General features: G+C 34.6%; 12 protein-coding genes and 2 pseudogenes. 1 reads left to right on the top strand and 13 read right to left on the bottom strand.

Features of this window, described 5'->3' with window-relative positions:
* Positions 1 to 12 precede the first annotated feature (12 nt).
* From AAGD62_RS01150 to AAGD62_RS01090, 13 genes and pseudogenes are all read right to left on the bottom strand, one after another.
* Positions 13 to 2,769: an ankyrin repeat domain-containing protein gene (locus tag AAGD62_RS01150; protein ID WP_341812752.1), complete on the bottom strand. Its 2,757-nt coding sequence runs from the start codon at positions 2,767 to 2,769 to the stop codon at positions 13 to 15.
* Positions 2,744 to 10,009 carry a hypothetical protein gene (locus AAGD62_RS01145; protein ID WP_341812751.1) on the bottom strand — a complete coding sequence of 2,422 codons (7,266 nt, stop codon included), beginning with the start codon at positions 10,007 to 10,009 and terminating at the stop codon, positions 2,744 to 2,746. The genes AAGD62_RS01150 and AAGD62_RS01145 overlap by 26 nt, the downstream gene beginning before the upstream one ends.
* A gap of 101 nt (positions 10,010 to 10,110) precedes the next feature.
* Positions 10,111 to 11,355: a hypothetical protein gene (locus tag AAGD62_RS01140; protein WP_213863502.1), complete on the bottom strand. Its 1,245-nt coding sequence runs from the start codon at positions 11,353 to 11,355 to the stop codon at positions 10,111 to 10,113.
* Positions 11,356 to 11,862: 507 nt separating this feature from the next.
* Positions 11,863 to 12,345, bottom strand: a complete 483-nt coding sequence (locus AAGD62_RS01135; protein WP_231115908.1) for an IS630 family transposase — start codon at positions 12,343 to 12,345, stop codon at positions 11,863 to 11,865.
* A 28-nt stretch (positions 12,346 to 12,373) separates the two neighbouring features.
* Positions 12,374 to 12,721: an IS630 transposase-related protein gene (locus tag AAGD62_RS01130; protein ID WP_155968342.1), complete on the bottom strand. Its 348-nt coding sequence runs from the start codon at positions 12,719 to 12,721 to the stop codon at positions 12,374 to 12,376.
* 78 nt (positions 12,722 to 12,799) lie between these two features.
* Positions 12,800 to 13,632: pseudogene (locus tag AAGD62_RS01125) on the bottom strand (IS5 family transposase).
* A 916-nt stretch (positions 13,633 to 14,548) separates the two neighbouring features.
* Positions 14,549 to 14,794: pseudogene (locus tag AAGD62_RS01120) on the bottom strand (PD-(D/E)XK nuclease family transposase); the annotation flags it as partial.
* 62 nt (positions 14,795 to 14,856) lie between these two features.
* Entirely contained in the window at positions 14,857 to 16,686 is a 1,830-nt protein-coding gene (typA, locus tag AAGD62_RS01115) for a translational GTPase TypA (RefSeq protein ID WP_015588882.1), read from the bottom strand.
* Between the two features lie 105 nt (positions 16,687 to 16,791).
* On the bottom strand, positions 16,792 to 17,388 hold the full coding sequence (pyrE, locus tag AAGD62_RS01110) for an orotate phosphoribosyltransferase (protein WP_006279657.1): 597 nt from the start codon (positions 17,386 to 17,388) through the stop codon (positions 16,792 to 16,794).
* Between the two features lie 3 nt (positions 17,389 to 17,391).
* Positions 17,392 to 18,576: a dicarboxylate/amino acid:cation symporter gene (locus AAGD62_RS01105; protein ID WP_341812750.1), complete on the bottom strand. Its 1,185-nt coding sequence runs from the start codon at positions 18,574 to 18,576 to the stop codon at positions 17,392 to 17,394.
* A gap of 198 nt (positions 18,577 to 18,774) precedes the next feature.
* The gene (locus tag AAGD62_RS01100; protein WP_155968756.1) at positions 18,775 to 20,100 is read right to left on the bottom strand and encodes a dihydroorotase; all 1,326 of its coding nucleotides are present in this window, start codon (positions 20,098 to 20,100) and stop codon (positions 18,775 to 18,777) included.
* Between the two features lie 122 nt (positions 20,101 to 20,222).
* A complete protein-coding gene (locus AAGD62_RS01095; RefSeq protein WP_155968753.1) occupies positions 20,223 to 21,464 on the bottom strand; it encodes a hypothetical protein in 1,242 nt (413 codons plus the stop codon).
* Between the two features lie 80 nt (positions 21,465 to 21,544).
* Complete coding sequence (locus tag AAGD62_RS01090; RefSeq protein ID WP_022626229.1) at positions 21,545 to 21,733, bottom strand: hypothetical protein; 189 nt, start codon at positions 21,731 to 21,733, stop codon at positions 21,545 to 21,547.
* A gap of 22 nt (positions 21,734 to 21,755) precedes the next feature.
* On the opposite strand from AAGD62_RS01090, the gene AAGD62_RS01085 reads away from it, so the two are divergent.
* Positions 21,756 to 23,759 (top strand): heme lyase CcmF/NrfE family subunit, encoded by a 2,004-nt coding sequence (locus AAGD62_RS01085; protein WP_231115915.1) that lies wholly within the window; start codon positions 21,756 to 21,758, stop codon positions 23,757 to 23,759.
* Positions 23,760 to 23,784: the final 25 nt, after the last annotated feature.

The raw sequence follows: 23,784 nt of genomic DNA, 5'->3' as shown, positions 1-23,784 counted from the left end.
CCATATTCTCATCTACTTACTCAAAGTATTTCCAAGCTTGGTTACTCCTACATCAGAAAGACAAGTTGATACTTTTGAATGGTTTTGAATTGAAGCATTACTTAAATAACTTTGAGGCTCCAAGCTCATTTGCTGTTTTTCTGCACCACGAACCTCTAATTTACCATCTCCACCGTGTAATATCTGTTGTATTGATTGATTTAGTGCTATATCTAGTTTGTTATCAAATATAGTCATAAACTTGTCAAATTTCTTTGGACTTAACTTACCAGGACATCCTGCTTCTCTACCAGGACATGCTTTCTCTACGTATGAGCGTAAAACCCCTGAAATCTCATTAAATTTACCACTCATGATTTTTCCTGTAACTTCTTTCTGTATTTCCACAAAATCAATATTTAATCGATGCATTGATACACCACTTTTTAATCCAGCCTGCTCTACTACTTTCTCAAATCCCTTTGTAATATTGAGTGTATATCCCTGTGCCTCTAGTGGAGATATAGACTGATCTACTGTAGAAATATACTTTTGACCCGTGACCTTTCTAATCAGCACATCAAGTAACATTATTGTACCATTTACATCCATTTTTGCATCAACTTGTAAGATTGGACTTGAAGTGCTTGATGTTTCCCTAGATAATGTAGGTTTAGAATTTAATAATCCACCTACAGAGCCTTTTACCCAATCAAATAAATCATTTATCCAGGAAGATGGTTTTATTGCACTGCTTGTTGCTATTTCAGGTTGATTACTTGAATCTATAGCAAGTGGTTTTCTTGACATATGATGACGAGCATGATCTCCATGATGATGACGGCGTTTGCGTTGTAAAGGTTCTCCTCTTTCTTCCCTGAACTTTTTTTCTAAGTATTCCACAATATTATTGTGCCCCTTATCTTTAGCAATATCTAGCGGTGTTTTACCGTAATTACCTTTAGCACCAAGATTAGCATGAGCATCGACAAGAACTTTTGCTATATCAAGACTGTTGGTATCAGCAGCATAATGTAAAGGTGTCCAATTGTCTTTGTCTTCAGCGTTAACATTTGCACCACGATTAAGAAGTAATTTGACTACATCTATCCTGTAGTTTTCAACCGCTCCATGCAATGGAGTTGCCTGATATTCCCCGTTTTTAGCTTCAATATTAGCACCGTTATCAAGAAGAAGTTTAACTAGGTTTAAATCACCGATTTCAGCAGCTGAATACAGTAGTGTATTACCGTTCTTGTTATTGGTATCAATGTTAGCACCCTGAGCAACAAGACCTCTAACTTTATTAAGATCACTATTTCCTATTGCGCTTAATAACTGTTTATCTAGGATTAATTGTGTTTGTTGTAAGCACTGTACAAGATTATTATGTCCCTTATCTCTAGCAATATCTAGTGGTGTTTTGCCACTACTATCTTTAGTACTAATATTAGCTCCATTATTTATAAGATGCTGCAATGTATCTAAATGACCACCCCAAGAAGCCAAGTGTAGTGGCGTCTCGCCATTTTTATCAGCTTCATTAATACTTGCTCCTCTCATGAGAAAAAGTTGTATAACCTCTTCATCACTGCTCTCAGCAGTAGTGTATGTAGAACCTCTACCATATACATCTTGAATATCCTTGTGATTATTCATAACAGCAAAGTGAATAGGAGTCCTGCCAAGTATATCCTTAGCATTCACATTAGCTTCCTTATCAACTAAAAACTTAGCAATATCTGAATGACCTTTCAATGCAGCCCAGTGTAGTAATGTGCAGCCATATTTATCAGTCGCATTAACACTCACATCTGTACTAACAAGAAACTCGACTGTGTCTAAGTTACCACTCCAAGTATAATAAAACCCGCCATGCGTTCTGTCGTCAATATCTTTCGCAATAAGATCACTAATTGTCTTTAGATCTTTTTCATTTTTTACAGTAAGTAACAATTCTTTATCTAAGTGTGCTTGCATAAAAACTTGCCTCATTGTATCAGAATTAGTATAACGTTCCTCATCTTCAGGAGTTCTACCACTGTTATCTTTAACATCAATATCAGCGCCTTTACTTATAAGATCTTTAATTTTATTAAGATCACGATTTTGTACTGCAGTTAACAACTGTCTATATAGATCTAATTTTTGCTTTAAAATTTCTACATCTGTAATATTGACATTAGCTTCCAAAGGTAAAGGACTTTTCTGTAAATTAAGAACAGAACTAACATAATTTAACTTCTCAGCACTTTCTGAGTTGTATATTTTATCTATTTCGTTATTTAATAATATTTCTTTGTCAGCAAACCTTATAGATAAAGTTTTCATTTTAGGCTCTTTATAGAAATCTTTAAAACGTATAACACATAACTCGTTTGCTTCTATTTTAGCATCAAAGGCATTTGTAACTATTAAGTCATACTTATCATGAAGATAAGTATAATGCCCTGCTCTTTTAGATACAATTATCTTATTCCTTTCTTCTACGTCTTGAGGTCTTACTAAAGTAATTTTTTTGTCAGAAACAAAGAGTGAAGGCTCCAAATCTAAGCCATCACCTATTTCCATCAGTGCATTATTAAAAATAATTTGTAATTTCTTATACCACTTATTTACAAGTGCATCTTTGAGCCTAACTGTTATTATATCTTGCTGCAAGCCAGTAGCTGATATATACAACTTAATTAACAAATCACTTTCATCTTTAATAACCATTGATACTGGTTTAATACCCAAATCCTCATCTATTTGTTCTACCAACTCACGCAAATATAAAGTACTTCTCAAACTTTTTTTTTCCGTTGACATAATCATTCATTACTACTTCTCGAATAGGGAGGTTTTCTATATCGAGTGTTTCATAGCCTGAAGTAATTACACGTATACTGCTTTCTTCTCTATTAAGTTCATTGCGCATATTTTCCAAAAAAACTGTACAGAGGTCAGAGCTTCTTTTCTTCCTTTCACTTAAACATCTACCTAAATCTAACTTATTTTCTGATTGGCCAAGGAAAGTAGATTCTTCAACATCTTTAACCATAGAAAATATTTTACTTTGCTGATTGCCTACCTCAGTCATCATTAATTTAGAGCACTGGTTTATTATGTCCTGACCATAACCACTTAATAAGAGATTGTTTTGTAAAGTCCTTGACAATGCTGAGATTTGAGTAACATTTAACTTATTTCCAAACTCAGATAACTGTTCTAAGCTGCAGGAATCCTCTGTAAAGCTAATTTGATCTTGAAGTGACGAAAAACCTAAACATTGATACGTTGGATTTCTATTTTCACTTTCAAAACTATCAATTGATATTAAACATTTAAAGTCATTTTCTGTTTTCGGAGTATATTTATCCCTATTCTGATAATTTTCTGAAGCTTTACCAATTAAATCTTGTATTTTTCCCACCTCAGATAAGCTAAACCTATCTAACCTACGGATTGTTACTGGTTCTAAGCCTAGATCAAACTCCAATGTAGAAATCCTATAAGACTTACTATTATTCCAACCTTTTATGTTGACCGTATGATTGGACCTCTTATCACGAAATATCAGATCTGCATCACTGCTGAAAACTTCAACTTGACCAGGACTAATATTCTTTAATATCATTACTCCTATGCGTTCCTCGTCTTGTCCTACAGCAGTAGAGATATTTTTTTCTAACTTTTGATTATGCTGGATAACAGTAGTGGGGTTACTAAAATCTTCAACGTATTCTTTTACAATTCTTTTATAATCACCTCTAAGTTTATCCTTATACTCCATTACATTGTCAACGTTTCCTAGCAACTCAGGAGATGGAAAGAGATCATTATTCTCCCATAAAGAATAAGAAATATTCTTCCATTTACTTTGGTCAGTGTAAAATCCTTCTATTCTAACAATAAAAGGAGTTCCCCTTTCTCTTATTAGTAAGAGATCATCTTGATCTTTATATTTCTCGATATCTTCAAGACGAGAATCTATCACTACATGATCACCTTGAAAATCCTTAGATAACAAAAACATACTTTGAGTCTGTGTAGCTTGTAAAAAAGGAACTAATTTACCCTCTCCTGAATAAGAGGGAGAACAGGACATTAATTGTATATTAGGGGTAAAAGTTTCTCCTTTCTTGTTCATAATTATAAGATGCCTATGATTATGATCTTGCAGATAGTTTTTTACTTGAATACTAGTGTTATTATAATTTAAATGTAAGTTACATTGTTGAACTAAAAAATCTTTTTTAACCTCTGGCATAAATAGTGTATCCGCTTTTTCATCATCTGAATAATTATCAATCTGAATTTCTTTGTTACCTATACCATTAGCAATAACATATACATCACTTCCTCTTCCTCCTCTTGCAAATATAGTACCTTGATCGAAGTTGATTACATCATCTCCTGAAGAACCAAAAGCCATGTGTGGAACTATATTATTATCTTGACCTTGTGTTTTTCCTCTAATAACACTAAAAACCTTGTAATTCTTACCATTGTTTAAAATTTTTTTGTAATGATTTTCTACAGCATTAAGACTATCTAGAGGATGTTCTGAGTGTAATTCAAATGAGGTGATTTCTATAGTTGACGAATCTGATCTTTCAATCTTAGGAACAATATTACTACCATTTTTGTCTATTAGTGCAAAGTGAGGTTTATTACTGCTTTGTTCAACATAATTTTTTATATCAAGAGTAAATTGATTATTTTGACCAAAATTTATCTTTAAAGATAAAGTATTACTGCTTGTAGAATAAGTGATTTGATCACAATCACCTAATAAATCGATTTCCGGAAAAATTATAGTTCCTATTCCATCCACATCAATTTCTGAATATAAACCTTTACCTTTATAGTCTGCAGTTTTTACGTAAAAAGTATAATTGCTTTTTCCACCTTTGACCGTAGTATACGGCGAAATGATTACTTTCTTGCAATTTTCGACTACATCTTTCTTATTATTATCAAAACCACCACCACTATCTACGATAACCTTGCGGTCATCGTTTCCTATAAAGTGCTCAGAGTAACCCATGCACAAGATTTCATCTACCTTGCTCTGCCTTGCAATGTAATGGTAACTAAATAGGTTATTACTAACATAATCATCAATCAACAAACGATTATTTATTTTTACGTTTAATCTTCCATAGGCACTAGGCTTAAAACGATAGTCAATCACACCTGTAACTTTATCTTCCACTAATTGACTTAAATCAAGTATATTAGCAGAGTTACTTCCGCCAATAATCTTGCCTAAAAAGCTAGAGTTATTTACAAGAACAAACCTATTTGCTACATTATTGCCACCGACTATTTCTTCTGTGCCTGGGTAAATCAAAAAGTTATTATTCCATTTATTATGTCCAATAATGGTACCTTCGCTCACATTTTGTAGGTCGTAGACAATTGTTTTATCCTTTTGTTTCTGTTTTACCCTATTATCGTGACTAATAACCATTGCATTATCACAATAGTACTTAGCTGATAGAATAGAACTTTTAATACCTTTTTCATAATCCTGCTCTGTAATCTGCGGCAAGCAAATTCTGTTAGCACCTTTAATATGATCAGGTATAACACGCGAAAGATTTTCTGTATTAGCATTTGTTCTATTCATCATAATTATTGCATAGTCAGGACGAATAGTATCACCGTTTATTTTTCCAAGACCAACACCATAAGCAACAACACTGTTAGGACCATTATTTAGAGCTTGCCAAACTTCTTTAGCCAGACTATTAACTGTCTCCTTTCTAGCTACAAGATGTTGTACATCAGCTGCCATAGGTTGAAAAAGAAGCGTCCTCCAAAATATACTCCAGTTTTCTCCATGGGTTGTATCATACTTTTTCTCGTACTCTACGATATTACTGACACCACTATAAATTCCATAACCTACCATGAGCCCAAACCCAACTGCAATACCAATTACTGGCATACCAGCGGCTGTAAGAGCAACACCAGAAACAAATGATGCACTAGAAAAGGATACAGATGCTATATTATCTCTTATCTCTTTCTCTCCACATGGATCATTACTATTCTCTCTTTTTTTACAATCTACAAGATTACTTGCTGACATGCCTATCTCAACAATATCAAAGACGCCAGCTATAGCCCCTGCTGTACCCTTTGCTATTGTACTTCCAAATTTTACTCCTGCAATTTGAACAGCAAATTTTGTCTGTTTACCTAAAGTACCTGGTACAATTTTTCCCATAACCCTTTCAGCTGATGCTATAACTTTTGGAGTAATTTTAACCATTGCACTTTCAATTGGTTGAGACGTAAAAGACCACCCTATTCCACCTAAATTTAATCCACAATCTGTTGCCGTTCCATCCTTACAAGATACAATGGCACCATGAATTCCTCTTATTAATTGTATTCCACCTGCAGCATTCATTAACCTGCCTTTTAATTTTGAGCCTTTTGTTGCACTACTAGCTTGCTGTGAGATATCTCCATGCAAATTCTTAACACGTTCATTCTGAACATAGCGTTCATACCCTTGATCTCCAACAACCTTATCAAGTAAGTACTTGCGATCACCTTCAATATTTTTGTCCCCAACGAACTCTATTAGCTGAGCATTTTTCGTTTCATCTTGACTGTTTTTAAGATAAGTTAGGAACTTTTCACTATCAATTATAATTTTGTCTACATTATTTTCGTCTACCTTTCCTTTACTAAACTTTTCCACATCATCTTTTGAAAATAAACAAGGATTAGTACTTCTTTTGCTTCTACCACCTTGCTTTGCACAACTATTTGGATTAGAATTTTTTCTAGTATTTTGGTTAAGTTTCTTTCTAGACTGTTGTGTTTCAGAAAGTATAGCCTCTAGGTTAGCTATACGTTGTGGATCCATACTTAATATATTTGAAATATATTCTCTTGAACGCACAAAATGATCTTCATTTCTTTCTCGAACTTGTAAATGGTTGCGTATTTCATCAAGAACATTATTTCTACTCCCTTGCAATACAGTATTAATATCTCTAGCGTTTTCTAACGCCCATAAGCCACAATTGTGACCATCTATCTGTTGAGCAACAGAAACATCATTAACGGCAATTTGAGCACGTTGTAGAACTTGACGAATATTACCTGGGATATTATTACCCAACGAGTCTACATAATATCCACTATACTGACCGTTTTGATACGAGATAACTAACGTAACCCAGTGATTATTATTTAAATTAACAATTAAAGTTAATGGCCTTTTTTCACCACCTCTTACGCTATTTTGAAACTGCTGCAATTGACTGGCTATATGCTCTGGTGATCCAACGATCTCAAACAGCATATCAGTTCCATCATTTCTATAACCATATTGTACCCTTGCAATATCAGCTATATCGTGTTGTTGAAGCCAGTAATGATAGTCCTTCTCTATTGTTGCAGATTCTAAAGTCTCTTTTATAGTCGTACTCTTTAGTCTCTGTATTAGTTGTTTTATATCTTTTAAATGTTTTTCCTTGACTACGTCAATAGAGCTGTGGCTCACTTTAGCAGAAATAAGTTCATCACTCGTCAATATTAGAGAATCTTTGTTTTGAGCTTTTACATTAACAACTACACCCATGAAAAACATTTTATCACTATCTGTAATTGCTTTCAGTGCCGCCCCTTTAGAATATCTAACATTTTGCTCTTTTGTTAATTTATCAACCTCTTTTTTCATTCCTCCTTTATCTAAGTTTTTATCTATAAGCTTAAATTCCAGCGCTATAGAAGTGTATTCTTTAGTACCCTGAGGTGAAGGACCAATACCTTGAATTACCATATCTACACGACCACCTGCTCCTACTTGAAATTCAGGTATAATTATAGTCTTCGCAGAAGTCTCCTGTAGCTTCAAATCACTGTAACTACTAAATAAACCATTAAGAACAGCTTGCAATCTTGCTTCATTAGTAATCAAATCTTTAATAGGGTAAACCGCATCTGCCACTTCACTAAGCAACACTTTATAGGCTTGCAATGAAACCTTACTGTCAGAAACATGTTGAGAAGTGATTGCTTGATCAAGTTTTACCTTTAATTCATTAGAATCAGGTATCTTGAGAAAACTACCTGTAAATTTTTGATCGGCACCACTTGGTTTATACTTACTTATCTGTTCTATTTTAAAAAGGTCGTCTTCAAAGAATAACCCCGCTTCATACTTTTTCAGACTCATTTTAATTTCTATGACATTTCCTATTCTTCCTATTTCAGGTATGTTCAGAACTGGAATTTTTTTGTCAGCATAGAATTCCTTTGTATTGGATTCTCGTATATGAAAAATGAATGCTATTTTCTCTTGTCCTTCATTACCTTGAACAAGTATTAATGTCATAATCGGGCTTTTAGATAAAGTGTACTCTGTTCCCTGAGGCCAATTAAGCGGGTACTCATCATATGAGTATATATATTTTTTAATGTTACTTTGATCTTGACCAATTTTGTTAATTAGAATTGATTGACCTAATATGTCTCTACTGAAATAGTAATGATCTTTTGTTTCTTTATTTGCTGGAAAAGTATGGTATTCACTTGATAATAAATCTGCTATTTCTCGCTTAAAATCTTCTTCAGAAATTTGTTGATTATTCCATCTGTGAGCTAATTTTACAAAATCTTCCATCAAGGGGACAGGAGGTTGTTTAATAGGTTTTACTTCAGTCTTAAACGATTCTGTGTAATCTAAATTTAATCCAACAGCAATAGCATTATCTGCATTGGTTAAAACCCTCATCTTATTTGGTCTAAAACCTTCAATGTAACCTTCTGCTTGCTTCAGTGCATCATTTGGAGTCACTTCGCCTACAGTTCCAGCCTTTAGCTCAATAAGAATTGGAACTGAATCAACAGCACGATTAGGACCACGAACAAGCAAAACAATATCAGCATAACCTCCGCCAGCAAACTGCTCCAGATAGAGTTTGGTATTATCACGATATCGAAAGTTATCAAACATTCCTGCTACAAAACCATGTTGACCAGCTTCACGAGCTTTAATGCCATAAACATTATTTTGTAAATTTAAATTAGTATGAACTTTTTTAATATAATTCAGAATGGCTTTAAGATTTTCCTGAACTTGATCTATTTCTGCATCTGGGTTAGCTAGCTTTTCAATATAACTTTCTAGATAGATAGACTTACCTAACTTTTTTACCACTTCTTGAAACTCTATTGAAGGAAGGATAGGTACATCTTTGATCTTCTTTTTACTTTCTACCTTAATATTGATTTTTTTATTTTCTCCATTACTCTTTAAGGTATATCCCTTTTCTGAAGTCATTCTAGATAACTCCTTCCTGGCATTATCACTAAGATCTTTACCTTGCTTACCTAGAAACTGCTCGACTTCATCGAAAACCTTGCCTTTTAATTGATCACGACTAATCTCGATTGTTTTAACATTACCATATACATTCTTAGTTTTATACTCTAACACATCATCCCTTTTCAGATATAAGTATAACTTCTTTGATTTAACATCTTTGTCTGATTTAGGTTTGCTTTTTACTAACTCATATTTGTCTTTTAGAATTTTTATTACATCAATTTGAAGCTTACGAGCATCCAATTCAGTATAATCTTTACCTATTACACTCTTGAACTCGTCCTTGGTGAATTCAAATCTCCTAGTATGGACATCTGAAGGCTTAGAGTGTTGAGCTTCTATATCTTCAGTAAAAATAAAAACATGTATTTTGGATTCTGTTTCTGCTACAATCTTTAAAGTTCTTGCCCCTTCAAAACGAAAATGTAACTTCTTTATACCTAGCTTATCATTAAGTTTAGTATCTAATACACTGGAAAAAAAACCTAAAAATCGATGAGGAAAAAAGCCAGGTTTTTCACTAGAATGTAAATAGGATTGTATTTGATCAACCAATGACTGATATCTTGCTTCAAACGACTTATCCAGTAAATCCGCTGCATCAGAAGTTGAAGAACCTACCTTACCGAAAAGTAACTCAATTAACTCGAAATCTTGTGGTTTTTCTTGCTGTTGATTGTCATCAACCATAACTACACCCCCATTTGAACTTTTTAAAATTTTTACTCTGACTAAAGCCCTTTATGTGCTTTCGTTTAAGTCTAAGCAACTGAATTCCCTAAACAGAAACACTATACTCTGCTTCTAACATCAGTAATTTCCTGTTTTACAGACTCCACATCTAATGATGAACTTGGCAACTGACTATCACCTGCCCCACGATCCAACTGCGTGTTTCTAACTCTCATAAACAGCTCATATTCTGATTTATCTTCTTCCATAATAGAGTACATTTGCTCTTGGCTAAGGGAGTTAACAATTTCAGATAATATTTTAACAGCTTTATTTTCCTTAATAAGAGAAGCAACCAAATCTCTGGTTGCTGAGAGTTGTTCGCTTAGCTTATTTAAATAGTGTTGTTTATGAGACTCAAAGCCAGGACGATTCCACATAGAGGTGAGCATGTCACTACCAGATTTGATAAAATTATCATCTGATGTAGAAACAAGCGAGTTTAATGCTGAAAACATTGATGTACTATAAGCTTCAGAAGATAAATCTTCTGGCTTTAAATGTTCAAATAGCTTTCTGGCGTTCTCGAAAGAATGGTTTCTTCTTAATATACTTAAAGTATAATAACATCCATGTTGTTTAAAATCTCTTTTTAATAATTCATGATATCTGTTAGGATCAAGATGACGTAGGCAAAAATCAACCATACCAACATCATCAGTAGAAAAACGTCCTTTATTATATGCTACTTCCATTAATAAATCTTCTTTCCTTTTTGGAGATACACAATCAATCGACTGTAACTTACTCCAAAAGAATTCTAAAGCTTCAACATGCTTTTCTAGCATTGCACATTTAAAAGCGTAAACGTATAGATGATCATTATTTAGTTCTAACTGATGTTCCTGATTATTCATAGCATGTGACCAGTAAATCATTAAAGGCCCTTTATCACATCCCTTAACTAAACTCTCTACTGGTTTACTACCTAATGTTAATTTAAATTCCTCAAAAATAGCTCTTACCTCGTCCTCAAAACAACACCAGCAGGCAATTCTGTAGCGGTCAAAGGAATCAAGAAGAGATTTCTGTCCATCTTCAGTTTTTAAAGCTAATAATTTTCTCCCCACAGTATACCTGTTGAGCCTAACCTGATCTGAAGTATCTCCTATTGGTATTTGCCAACAAGCTTCATCCTCTAAAATCTTCTTAAGAAAAGGCGGTATTATTGTTCTGTCCCATCCACGCAATAATGTCTGATATGCAATACAATACCTCTTAATCTCTAACTCTTTAAACCCTTTATAAGGATCATCTTTTTTAATGGAAGTAAGTAATATCTTTTGTACATTTTTGTAATCCATAATGCCCTCTATCTAACAAGATTTAATATACTTTAAGTATGCTGCTCTACCTTTAAAACTTTGTCAATTACTATTTTAGAAAAATTTTCTAACCCAAAGTAGTTTTAGGCAATAAGAAAATCAATATTAATCTAGCAATACATTTTACTAAAAATTTAATAAAATAACCATTTCCAGCAACCAAAACCAGCATACGTGAGAAGAAGTTTTTTTGGGATGGATTGGACTACCACGTGTACCGTTCGAACTTTTCTTTATAATAATTTTACCATATCACAAAACCAGCCATATTAGGCTACTTTTGTCTTATTTACATATGAATTAAGTTGCTTAGCTTTATTGCAACAATTTTGTGTTCTTATTTTCACAACCCTATTTTTACGCAACGTGTTCTCACAAATATACGTACTTTTTTACATTTTTGAAGAGAGTCAACAATTAAAACTTTTGTGACACTAATTGGTTTACGTTTCTGCTAAAAATATTTTTTCAAAAGTATAGTATTTTCTAAAATGAATGATAAATTTCCATTATGGTATTACCAACCAAAAGTTGTAAGTCTGTATATTTATGCATTAAAGGTCTGAGGCGGCTTTTGATGGTATTCCAACAATGCTCTATAGGGTTCAAATCTGGTGAATATGTTGGTAGATAGAGCAAACGGCATCTAGCATTATCTATTAACTCCTTTGTTTTGGGAGTTTTATGGAATGTGGCATTGTCCATAACTATTGTAGTACCATGTGGCAATTTAGGTAATAACATCTTCTCTAACCATGTATTGAATACCTCTTTGTCACACCCACCTTTGAAAGTCATTGGTGCAATAAATCTCTTTCCAATCCACCCGCCTATTATACTGATTCTCTCTCGTTTTCTTCCTGGAATATCTGCATAAATTTTCTTTCCTATTGGAGCACGTCCATACTCTCGGTATAACCTATTATCAACTCCTGCTTCATCTATATATAAGATGCTGGAATGGTCTATTTTTGAGATTTTATCGGTAAATCGCTGCCTATCTTCTTGATTGCGCTCTTGATATAGTGTAACTTTTTTTTAAAGTAATTCTTAGCTGTTTCAGCCTATACCAAATTGAATTTATTCCAAATCCAAGATTTTGTTTCATCTCTGCCAGCGTATGATCTGGATTCTTTTTAACATATTCTTCGAGTATTTTTGGGTCTATTTTTCGAATAAAGCTGCCGTTTTTCGATGGCCTTAGGCTTTCACCAGCGGCTTTCTTTCTTAACCAGCGGTACAGAGTTGCTATTCCTATCTCCAAAAGCTCTGCCACCTCAACCTTTGACTTCCCTTTTTCTATCATCGATACTGCCCTTTCCCTTAAATCCACACTATACGCCATTATAACTCAAATAGCTTATTATACCTTTATCATTTACTTTGGGAAGTACTATATGAGGTTGTCCGGAAACTAGTAAATTCAAGCATATTCCCTCTTTAACATAACCCTACTCATAGCTAGGTATATGAAATTCTCAGTGGATGTTGTGAGTAAATCATACTCCTTCGATAGCCTTCTATTCCTATTAACCCAAGCAAAAGTCCTTTCTACAACCCATCTTCTTGGCTGTACTTTAAACCCTTGTTCTCTTGTTGGTAGTAGCTCAGGTGGCGTATCTTTGTGCACCCAAAATCTACATGGAGGCCTTTTAACAATTTCAATATCTATGTCATATTCTTCCTTTATGTGATTCTTTAAATTTCTTCCTTGGTATCCCATGTCAGCCCACATTTTTTTAACTTTAGTATATTTTGTTCTCATATTGTTTAATGCTATTTTAATACCATCTCTATCATTTTCGTTAGCAGCGCCTACGTAACAACCTAGTATAAAACCCTGAGTGTCTGTAATTATATGCCTTTTTCTACCCTTTACTTTTTTACTTCCATCATAGCCTTTGATCCTCCCTTTTCTGTAGTCTTTACAGATTGACTATCTACTATACAGGCACTCGGCTGCTCATTCCTTCCTATTTTTCTTCTACTATATTTTGTAATTTCATAATTCATTTTCTCAAAAATTCCCTGCTTCTTCCATTGCCTGAACTGCTCATACACAGTCTTCCATAGCGGAAAATCATTTGGTAAATACCGCCATTGACACCCTGTACGCAATACATAGAAAATTGCTTCTAATATTTCTCTTTTGCTATACTTTGGCGGCCTTCCTCCTTTCTTGTATGATACTCTGAAGTGTTTTTCTATTCTTGCCCATTCCCTTTCGCTTAGATCTGTTGGATACTTTTTTCTCATCTTTACCCCGTACTAAAATTTCAGATATTATAGCCTTTTACTTATTTCCGGACAACCTCTATCATAGTAACCATACAAATATCTTGTATCTCAAGACCTTTGGTTTTTGTTGCTGAAAATGGTTGTATTATTTAAGTTATTAACAATATACAATACTAAGTTAATGTAATTTATTTGGAGATGACAGGAAAATTTATTGTAACTTTATATTCTAAATAGAATAAAGTTCTTTTGTTAATATTGTCCTTTTTGTAAAAAATATTCCTAATTTCTTCATCATTTCTGTGGGTAAGGTCATCTGCTTCTCTACCTCAAGTGGTTAACAAAGTTTCTTGTCACGAGGGACCAAATGGAAATCTGCTCGTTTTCACGCGAATTAATGTTACAAATTCTATACATTTCGTTACAAAATGGCATTCGCTTTCTCCATTATCCTTTACCTGCATTTTCATCAGCGTTCCTTGCGGTTTGCTTGCCATATAGGCGGAAATACAGGCTTACCCTGTTCCTTCTGTCATACAACAGTGGGTTAGGTGACTTCTCTATACCGGTGATTTGCGTACATCCAGAAATGAAAAATGTCACATTACCTTTTGGTCGGAGCTTATCAGCATCTTTAGCTCTTTAATCGTTACGATACTTATGAAGCTTCACTTACGTTCACCATACCACTAAGCCTAGCTCTCCAACCACATGATGCTTGTAGTTTATGCTCCTTTCACGATTGAGCATCTTCTTTTTCAAGAGGAGGTTCATTGTCCGCATCGCTTGGCACCAACCGGTTACCCGATTCGCACTGATGCGTAGACTCAGATGGCAAAACATCTGGTTTAATAAGTTTTAGAACTCTTTTAGTTTCTTTCTGAAGGAATTCCTCTCCTTTTAAACAATATGACCGAAGACTTTCAGGTCGCACCATTTCAATAATTAGCTGGGTTCCAGCAGAATCAGTACAGAAAACATCAACAATACTTTGTTTTTTAGAGGCAATCTCAGCATCCATGATAGTGCTGAGAAATTCTATTTCTTCTATTTCATCTTTGCCAGCGAAGCCCAATATATCATTGAGAAAGTGAATGAGAATATCTTTATTTTTCTCAGTGCCAAATATTCTCTTGAACGCGAAATTGTTTTTTGGATCGAGAAATTTCGAAAAGGCCATAATTAAATACAATTAGGAGACGAATAATTATACACTATTTTTCGCAAATGTTCAACCTCTGATTACTCCTTATTCTTTGCCCTTCCTGCACGCTTACGTTCATTTGGATCAAGGAATTTCTTGCGTAAACGTATAGATTTTGGAGTTACTTCCACCAATTCATCATCATCTATATACGCTATCATATCCTCCAGTGTCATTATCTTTGGTGGAGTGAGCTTTATAGCTTCATCACTACCTGAAGCTCTTACGTTTGTTAATTGCTTACCCTTTAACACATTTATCTCCAAATCATTGTCACGGCTATGCTGGCCGACAACCATGCCACAATATACCTTATCCTGTGGCTTAATAAACATAATTCCCCTGTCTTGCAAATTGAAAATTGCATATGCCACAGCCTCACCCTTATCTGTAGAAATTAAAACTCCATTGCGCCTTCCAGAAATTGGACCTCTATGTGGAGCATAACTGTGAAATAAACGGTTAATTATGCCTGTGCCACGAGAATCAGTTAAAAACTCTCCTTGATAACCGATTAATCCTCTTGATGGCACTAAAAACGTTAATCTTGTCCTGCCATTACCAGAAGGTCTCATGTCAGTTACTTCACCTTTACGGAAGCTGAGTTTTTCCATGATGATTCCACTATATTCATCATCTACATCAATTACTACTTCCTCTATAGGTTCAAGTTTTTTACCGCCTTCTTCTTTAAATAACACGCGAGGGCGTGATACCGAAAGCTCAAAACCTTCTCTCCTCATATTTTCAATTAACACTCCAAGCTGTAACTCACCACGCCCACCTACTTCAAATGCTTCACCGCTTGGTGCCAAAGTCACAGTAATTGCAACATTTGTTTCTGCCTCCGCGTATAAGCGATCCTTTATAGCAGTTGAGGTAAGCTTTGTACCTTCTTGTCCAGCAAAAGGCGAATCATTAACGCTTAGAGTAATCGCCATTGTCGGCGGATCAACTGGAGTTGAGCTTACTGCAGTTGTAACCTCTGGTGCTGCTATAGTGTCTGAAACTGAAGCTTCCTCAAGTCCTGCAATTGCAATTATGTCTCCCGCTACAGCTTGTTCTACTGGAATGCGTTTCAAGCCAGAAAATGAGAGCAACTTAGTTAATCTTCCTCGTTCAATTACTTTGCCATCGAGGTCAAGCACCTTAAGATCTGAATTAACTTGTGCAACACCCTGATAAACCTTTCCTGTCAATATTCTGCCAAGAAACTTATCAGACTCAAGTAGAGTGACCAACATAGCAAAAGGTGCATTTTGATCATAAACAGAAGGTTTTATATAATCTATAACCGTTGAAAATAATGGGCTTAAATCTTTTCTTTCATCAGAAAGCTCCTTAGCACACCAACCATTTCTACCTGAAGCATACAACACTGGAAAATCTAGCTGCTCGTTGGTTGCATCAAGGTTAAAAAATAACTCATATATTTCATTTAGTACTTCATCAATTCTGCTGTCTGGTCGGTCGACCTTATTGATTATTACAATTGGTTTCAGATTTGCTTTTAGTGCTTTTGACAACACAAATTTAGTTTGTGGCATGGGACCTTCTGCAGCATCAACCAGCAGCAACACACCATCTGCCATGCACAATACCCTTTCTACTTCTCCACCAAAGTCTGCGTGCCCTGGCGTATCAATAATATTGATTTTTTCATCACCCCACATTATTGATGTGCATTTTGCAAGTATTGTAATCCCGCGCTCACGTTCTTGGTCGCCACTATCCATAACTCGTTCTTGAACTTCTTGATTCTCGCGGAATGTGCCACTTTGTTTTAACATGTTATCAAGTAAAGTAGTTTTACCGTGGTCAACGTGTGCGATTATTGCTATATTTCGGATCGATTTAAATTCGTTCATTTTCTATCATTTCAAAATTAATTTAGTAATAAGTATACATAAAATACACTTGGAGTAAATAACTAAAGCTGTGTATAAATGCTGTGTTTCCAAGATATTATAGGATTACTTTGTTAAATATTCCCTACTCCCAGGTTTTGTTATGGGTAGTTGTTTTAATTCACTTGGAAGTTCTTCCTCGCTGTAGTTTTTGATGTTCAGTTCAATCAAAGATATGACAGGAAAAGGCAGTTTCGTTTCACTATTTCTCTTTATCAAAGAAGCTTCAGCAACAACTTTACCTCCTTCCCCTTCTGCACATTCCACTGCTTCAAGTGAAGATTTACCTGTGGTTATTACATCTTCAATGAGCAATATTTTCTCACCCTTTTTGATCTTAAATCCACGGCGTAATTCAAACTTACCATTAACGCGCTCGCAAAACATTGTCTTTATTCCAAGCTGCCTGCCAATCTCATAACCCACAATTATTCCACCAATTGCAGGAGATAATATTAAATCTATGGAGCTATTTAATTCTTTTTTTATTTTATCTGCTAATAATGCGCAAACTTTCATGGCTCTGCTTGGATTTTCAAAAATCTTCGCACACTGTATGTATGTGTCACTATGCAGCCCGGATGATAAAACAAAATGCCCATGCAAAATTGCTTCTGCTTCTTTAAATTCTTTTATTATTAGGTTATTTTCGTCTAATATCATTTTTTAAGTTTCACTATTACATTCTTTATTAATTATCTGAGTGATACAAACATCAGACCACACATTTATTGCAGTTTCAAACATATCGATGATTGTATAAATAGGCAAAATCAGTCCCATAATATGCAGAGGAACATTCATCGACATGAGATAACTGGTTGCCATAAAATAGCACCCCATCGGCACTCCAGCGTTACCAATTGCAGCCCCTGTAGCTAAAAAAATCCATATCAACATTTCGCTTAAGGAAAATACGTATCCGTTCATTTCTGCAACAAACATTACAGTGATTAGTATAAATGCAGCACATGCATTCATGTTAATTGTTGTGCATATTGGTAAAATAAAAGACGATAATTTCTTTGGCACCTTTAGCTTGTTCTGCACACATTCTATAGTTGTTGGCAATGTTGCACTGGATGATTTAGAAAAAAACGCAAGTGTGAGTGCTGGCATAACCCCTTTCAGCGTTTGAATTGGTGATATGCCTTTATACCACATAAATAGCGGTAAAATCAGAAATGCCTGCACAAAATTTGCAGACATTATGCAAACAAAATACCATAAAAGATTGTAGAACTCACTACCGCCTTTTAATTCATGCAAAAAACATGTGATAAAGGACCACACAGCAAGCGGAATGAATTTTAGTAACCCCTGAGCAATTTTAAGTAGCGTATCAAAAAGTGCAGAGAATATTTGATGTAATATATCCTGCTTTTCTTTTGAAAGTGAAACAATAGCTCCACCCATCAAAAAAGCGATTAATATGCTACCAATCATATTATTTTCAAGAAAAACTTGCACAAAATTAGAAAGAATGAGTGATTTTAAATATGAAAAATAACTGTGGTTATTGCTGTTAATACTCCCTATTGTATTACTTATGAAATTTTTTCTTGCTGGATCTATTAACAAATAAAACGATAATGCAACAAACGCAGCTATAATAGTTGTAAGCAGAGTATAAAATAGTGTTTTCTTAACTAAGACTTTGATTTCAATTGAGTCTTTGAGCCCGGAAATTGTGGAAACTATGGATAAAAAAACCAGAGGTAAGCTTATTAATTTGAGCAAGCTGATAAAGATATCACTAAATAGCTTTGCTATTTCAAATATGATTTCATTGTTTAGGTAGTAAGCAACTATTGCAAGCAGTATAGAAAAAAGTATTGCAAACTTGTGCATTGAAAATAAAACTTCAAAGTAACATTATACAATAATTTTGCTGTTTTGGAATCAGATTGATAGACAAAATAACTTTACAGATTAGGGAAAGATAAGAGGATGTGTTTATTCGGAGACAGTGTAAGATTTCTTAATTTAAATTTAGGTGCACTTAGCCCATTCTGGTGATAACAAATTGGAATAGATAAGATATGATAACTAACTCTTCTGCGAGTATATAGTTTTGCCGGACACAACAGTACGTACTACGTGTCCTTTTACTTTGCGACCATCGAAAGGAGAATTCTTTGATTTACTAGCAAAGTTGTCAGTTTTAATTTCCCATTCATGATTGAGGTCAACTAAAATTAAGTCTGCAGCAAGGTTTTTTTGTATACGACCACGTGGTATGTGTATTATATCTGCAGGCTTATATGTCAATTTTGCGAGCACATCAAGTAGACCCATTTGCCCACTGTGATAGAGTTCAAGTGAAAGGGGCAGCATTGTTTCAAGACCAACAATACCAAATGCAGCATTTTCAAGTGGCAGATCTTTAGAACTACGATCATGCGGAGCATGATCGGTTGCAATGCAATCAATCACACCTGTCTTTAAACCTTCAACCATAGCTAAACGGTCTTCTTCAGTGCGAAGTGGCGGGTTCATTTTTGCAATTGCCCCATGTTGTTTTACTATATCTTCAGTCAAAGTGAAGTGATGAGGGGTTACTTCGCACGTAACATTTAATCCCAAATCTTTTGCACGTTTAATAGCATCAAGTGAATCTTTTGAAGAGACATGTAGAATATGGTAGTGCACATTCTCCATATCTTTCATGAGCAGTATATCGCGACTTACCATAACAGATTCTGACGCACTTAAGATCCCCTTTACTCCCAATTCTTCAGAAATTTTACCTTCGTTGATTGCACCACCTGCTGATAAATTTAAATCTTCTGCATGTTGAGCAATAGGAACACCCAGCATACTTGAATAAAGCAGCGCCTGTCTCATAATCATTGGGTTCATAACTGGCATGCCATCATCAGTGAACCCAACCGCACCTGCTTCCTTTAAAAGTGCCATTTCAGTCAGGTGTTCTTCCGAAGTGGTGATTTTAGCGTAAAATTCAACATTCACATGCGAAGTTTCAAATGCTCTATATTTCAAATATTTAGCCAAAACAACGCTATCAATTGCTGGAACAGTGTTTGGCTGACAAACTACAGTTGTAACGCCTCCTGCAGCTGCAGATTTGCTACCTGTATATATAGTTTCTTTATGTTCCTGGCCTGGTTCACGAAAATGTACGTGAATGTCAATAAGGCCTGGCATTAGAACAAGCCCTTTACAGTCTATTGTTTCATCAACTCCACTTGTTGAAAATAATGATTCACCAAAGTCAACAATTTTATCCCCTTCAGTCAATAATGAACCTTTTATATCAAGTTTAGTTTCCGGGTCGATAATACGAGCATTAGTATACGCAATTTTATAGCCTTCCTTTTGCCCTGTTTGCAACAAATCCCAAGTTTGAGTCATTATATTTGAGTATCGATTATAAAATAAATCTAAAGTTTTTTTAATAAAACACAACCAAATTAAAACACAGACTAAGAGCTGTCTTGAATTAAAGTGCTTTCATTATCCTAAAGATTTGGTTCTTATAACCTAGTTAGCTCAGTTTTAACGTTAATGTGTGAAGCTCTGAGTTCTGTTGAAGGATTTTCCAGCTGAATATCTAGCTCATTCTGTATGTTCGATAAACAAATTAAAGCTGAATCAAAAATTTCATCACACTGCTTTGCTTCATGTATATCATCAATTATTTCCTCGAATTCTTCCACATCATCCATTTCTTGCGGCGCACTTTTTAATATCGCTTTTATTTGGTTTAAGTTTTGACGAATTTTCTCCTGATATCCAACAATTCTCTCTTGATATATATCAATCATTTTTTGACATGCGTTGCCTCTAAATGGATGTTCTTTTTTCTCTTTTATGTAAGAATTTTGAAAGTCTTTACAGTTAAGGATTGCTTCTCTATGTTTTTTTATGTCATTAATTGCGCTGATTATCGACTTATCTATTTTCTTTAAATTTTCTTCCCGTTCTTCTCTTTTAATTATACTTTTGGATTCATTTTTTATCTGGTTCATTTTGTCATACAGGTTTCTGCATCCTTTGTAAGATGCCATTGGTTGTAACATTCCTTCTTTTACACCTTTATTGTAAAAATTCTTCAACTCATCACTTGATAGTATTGTTATAGCATCTTCCCTTTTACCTTGTGATTTAGGATACTTTTTATTCAATAAACTAACATGATTTAACAAGAAATCTCTAACTAGCCCTTCTTTTTTTACTTCGGATAATCTTTCTAGTGTTTCTATATATTTCAGAGTTTCCGCAAAGAGCTGTCCACCAGAGGGAGCAAATCCTTGAAGTGATTTACTCTGTGCTTTACAAAAATCGGTTTGTAAAAAATCTTCAGCTTGTTTTTTTATTACTGAAAGTTCATTAAAGGCTTTTTCTGGATTGATTTTTCTCAAAATACTAATAGCTTTTCTAATCGCTTTTTCTCTCTTTTTATTATCTTGCTTTTCATTTAATATGAGATGTTCAGTTTTGGTAAAAGCATTACCTTGATCACTCTTTGCAATGTTACAAACGATGTTTTTTACAACTTCTTCGGTTGCTGCATAATCTATTTCTTTTGCAAAGCAGTCAACAAATGATTGCCAAACTTTTTTATTAACAAATTTACTTGTCTTATTTTCAAAATCTTCTATATCTTTGAATCCTAAAATAGTATAGAGATTTTTTTCGATTATTGGTTCGGCATGTTGTTTTGCCACTTTACCTTTTATATTGAATGGAAATTTACTAATCTTAGTTGTACCCACAATGTTACCTCAATATTAATGCTATCTATAAAAGTATAAAGATTTAATATTTAATTTTTAATTAATACTAGCACAGCTAACTACGGGAGCATTATGCTAGCATCAATTAACACTTTAACTTCTAACTTGTCATCAGTAATATTGTTTATATAAAAACTATAATTTTTTATGCCTGAACTTGGGAATATATTGCTATTGCTAGCCTGCTTATTGTCTTTGACATATTTGTTTTTACCGCTTAGTTCTTGTCGGTTTATTACCACTGCCATATTTTTTTGTGTATCAGTGTCAATGGCTATTTTGATCTACTGCCACATTACAAATGATTTTTCACTTGAAAACGTATACTACCACTCACACACAACAAAACCTTTGATCTACAAGATTTGTGGTGTTTGGGGAAACAAAGAAGGGTCCATGTTGCTTTGGACCTTAGTGCTTGTCATGTATTTATTACTAATGGATATTTATATACCTTCTGTCATCCCAGTTTCCCCCTCTGTCATCCCAGTCTCTTCTTCTGTCATCCCAGTGCCCAGACACTGGGATCCAGACAATTTAATTGCAAATGAGTACATCAAATGGCAGTGTAATAAAAACTGGATTCCAGTGTCAAGCACTGGAATGACACCAGAACGAACTAATGGTAGTAAATTAAAAAAAATATCTCTTATCACTCATGGGCTGATTTGCTTTTGTTTTTTGCTGTTCACTTTAATTGAATCCAGCCCCTTCACTAAAATGCCAGGCATTGAAACAGATGGATTGGGTTTTAATCCGATATTGCAGGATATAGGCCTTGCTATTCATCCACCGATATTATATTTGGGGTACCTTGGATTTAGCGTTCCTTTTTCGCTCTCTATAGCTGGATTAATTTTAAATACTGAAGGAAATGTTTGGGCTAAAATTGTCAGGCCTTGGGTACTTATTTCTTGGTCGCTGCTCACTTTGGGCATCAGCTTAGGTAGCTGGTGGGCATATCGCGAACTTGGGTGGGGTGGATTTTGGTTTTGGGATCCAGTGGAAAACGTTTCTTTGATGCCGTGGCTAATTGCAGTAGCGCTGACACATTTGTTGCTCGTGGTGCGAAATTTCAATGTTTTAAGGAACTTTGCTATTTTACTTACGCTTACAACTTTTATATTGAGTGTGACTGGAACATTTCTAGTCCGCTCAGGAATACTTACCTCAGTGCACACGTTTGCAGATGATCCAAGATATGGACTATATATATTAGCTCTACTTGGTGTAATTACAGTCAGTAGCTTAGTAATATTTGTAGTATTTACGAGAAAAAATCACACGTCTGCGATGTCATTCCAATGCTTGACACTGGAATCTGAAAAGAAACCTGCTACTCAAGTGACAGAGGGTAGAAGATTCTTTTCACGCCTTACGATGATGCTGCTGAACAATTTATTATTCATCACTGCCTTTTTCATTGTGTTCGTTGGCACTTTATACCCTACAGTGCTCGAATATTTAACCGGTGAATTAATTTCAGTTGGAGCACCATACTATAATTCCTTATTTAACCCTATTGCACTGGCTATTCTAGCCCTCACGATAATTGGGCAATACTGCAGTTGGCAGGGAAATAGTCTATTGCCAATATTCCGTGAATATAGATTTTCATTTTGTAGTGCTGCAGCTATTTTGCCGTTTATTTTTCACATGGAGCTAATAATTGTGCTATCAATTACTATCTCCATAGCATTATTAATCTTTGTTTTAGAAGCATACAGTAAAAGAATTTGTTTATTTAAGGTAGCATTTGGTGAATCAATTTTATTAGCAAGAAAAGTTTCTAAATCCTACTATGCAATGATGGCAGCTCATGCTGGAGTGGCAATTCTAGTGCTTGGTATAGCATATTCGGTTGGTTGGCAGGAGAAAAAAGAAAATTACTTAAAAATAGGGGATAGCATAACAGTCAATAAATTTAAAGTTACTTTACGAAATATTGAGCTAATAAAAGAAAAAAATTTCCATGCAGTGAGGGGTACAATGGATATCAGGAATTTGCTGAATAATAAGATATTAGGTGAGATGACCCCTGAATATAGATTTTACCTTGTGGAAGGTCAGAAAAATGTTGAAAGCAGTATCTACCACAATTTATTTTCTGATATTTATGTTGTAATTGGAGAGATTGATAAGAGTAAGAGCAAAATCGCAGCCAAAGTGCACTATAAACCTGGAATGTCTATAATCTGGCTTGGATCCTTTCTTATCGCTTTTGGTTCACTCTTTGCTGCTTTTCCTTTTAGTAAACGGGCGAAGGTTGTCTAGCTGTCGTGGATTTATTAACAACGCT

The sequence above is a fragment of the Wolbachia endosymbiont (group A) of Eristalinus aeneus genome (genome assembly GCF_964026915.1).
Classification (GTDB): domain Bacteria; phylum Pseudomonadota; class Alphaproteobacteria; order Rickettsiales; family Anaplasmataceae; genus Wolbachia; species Wolbachia pipientis.
This window is presented reverse-complemented; position numbering and strand designations above follow the sequence as displayed.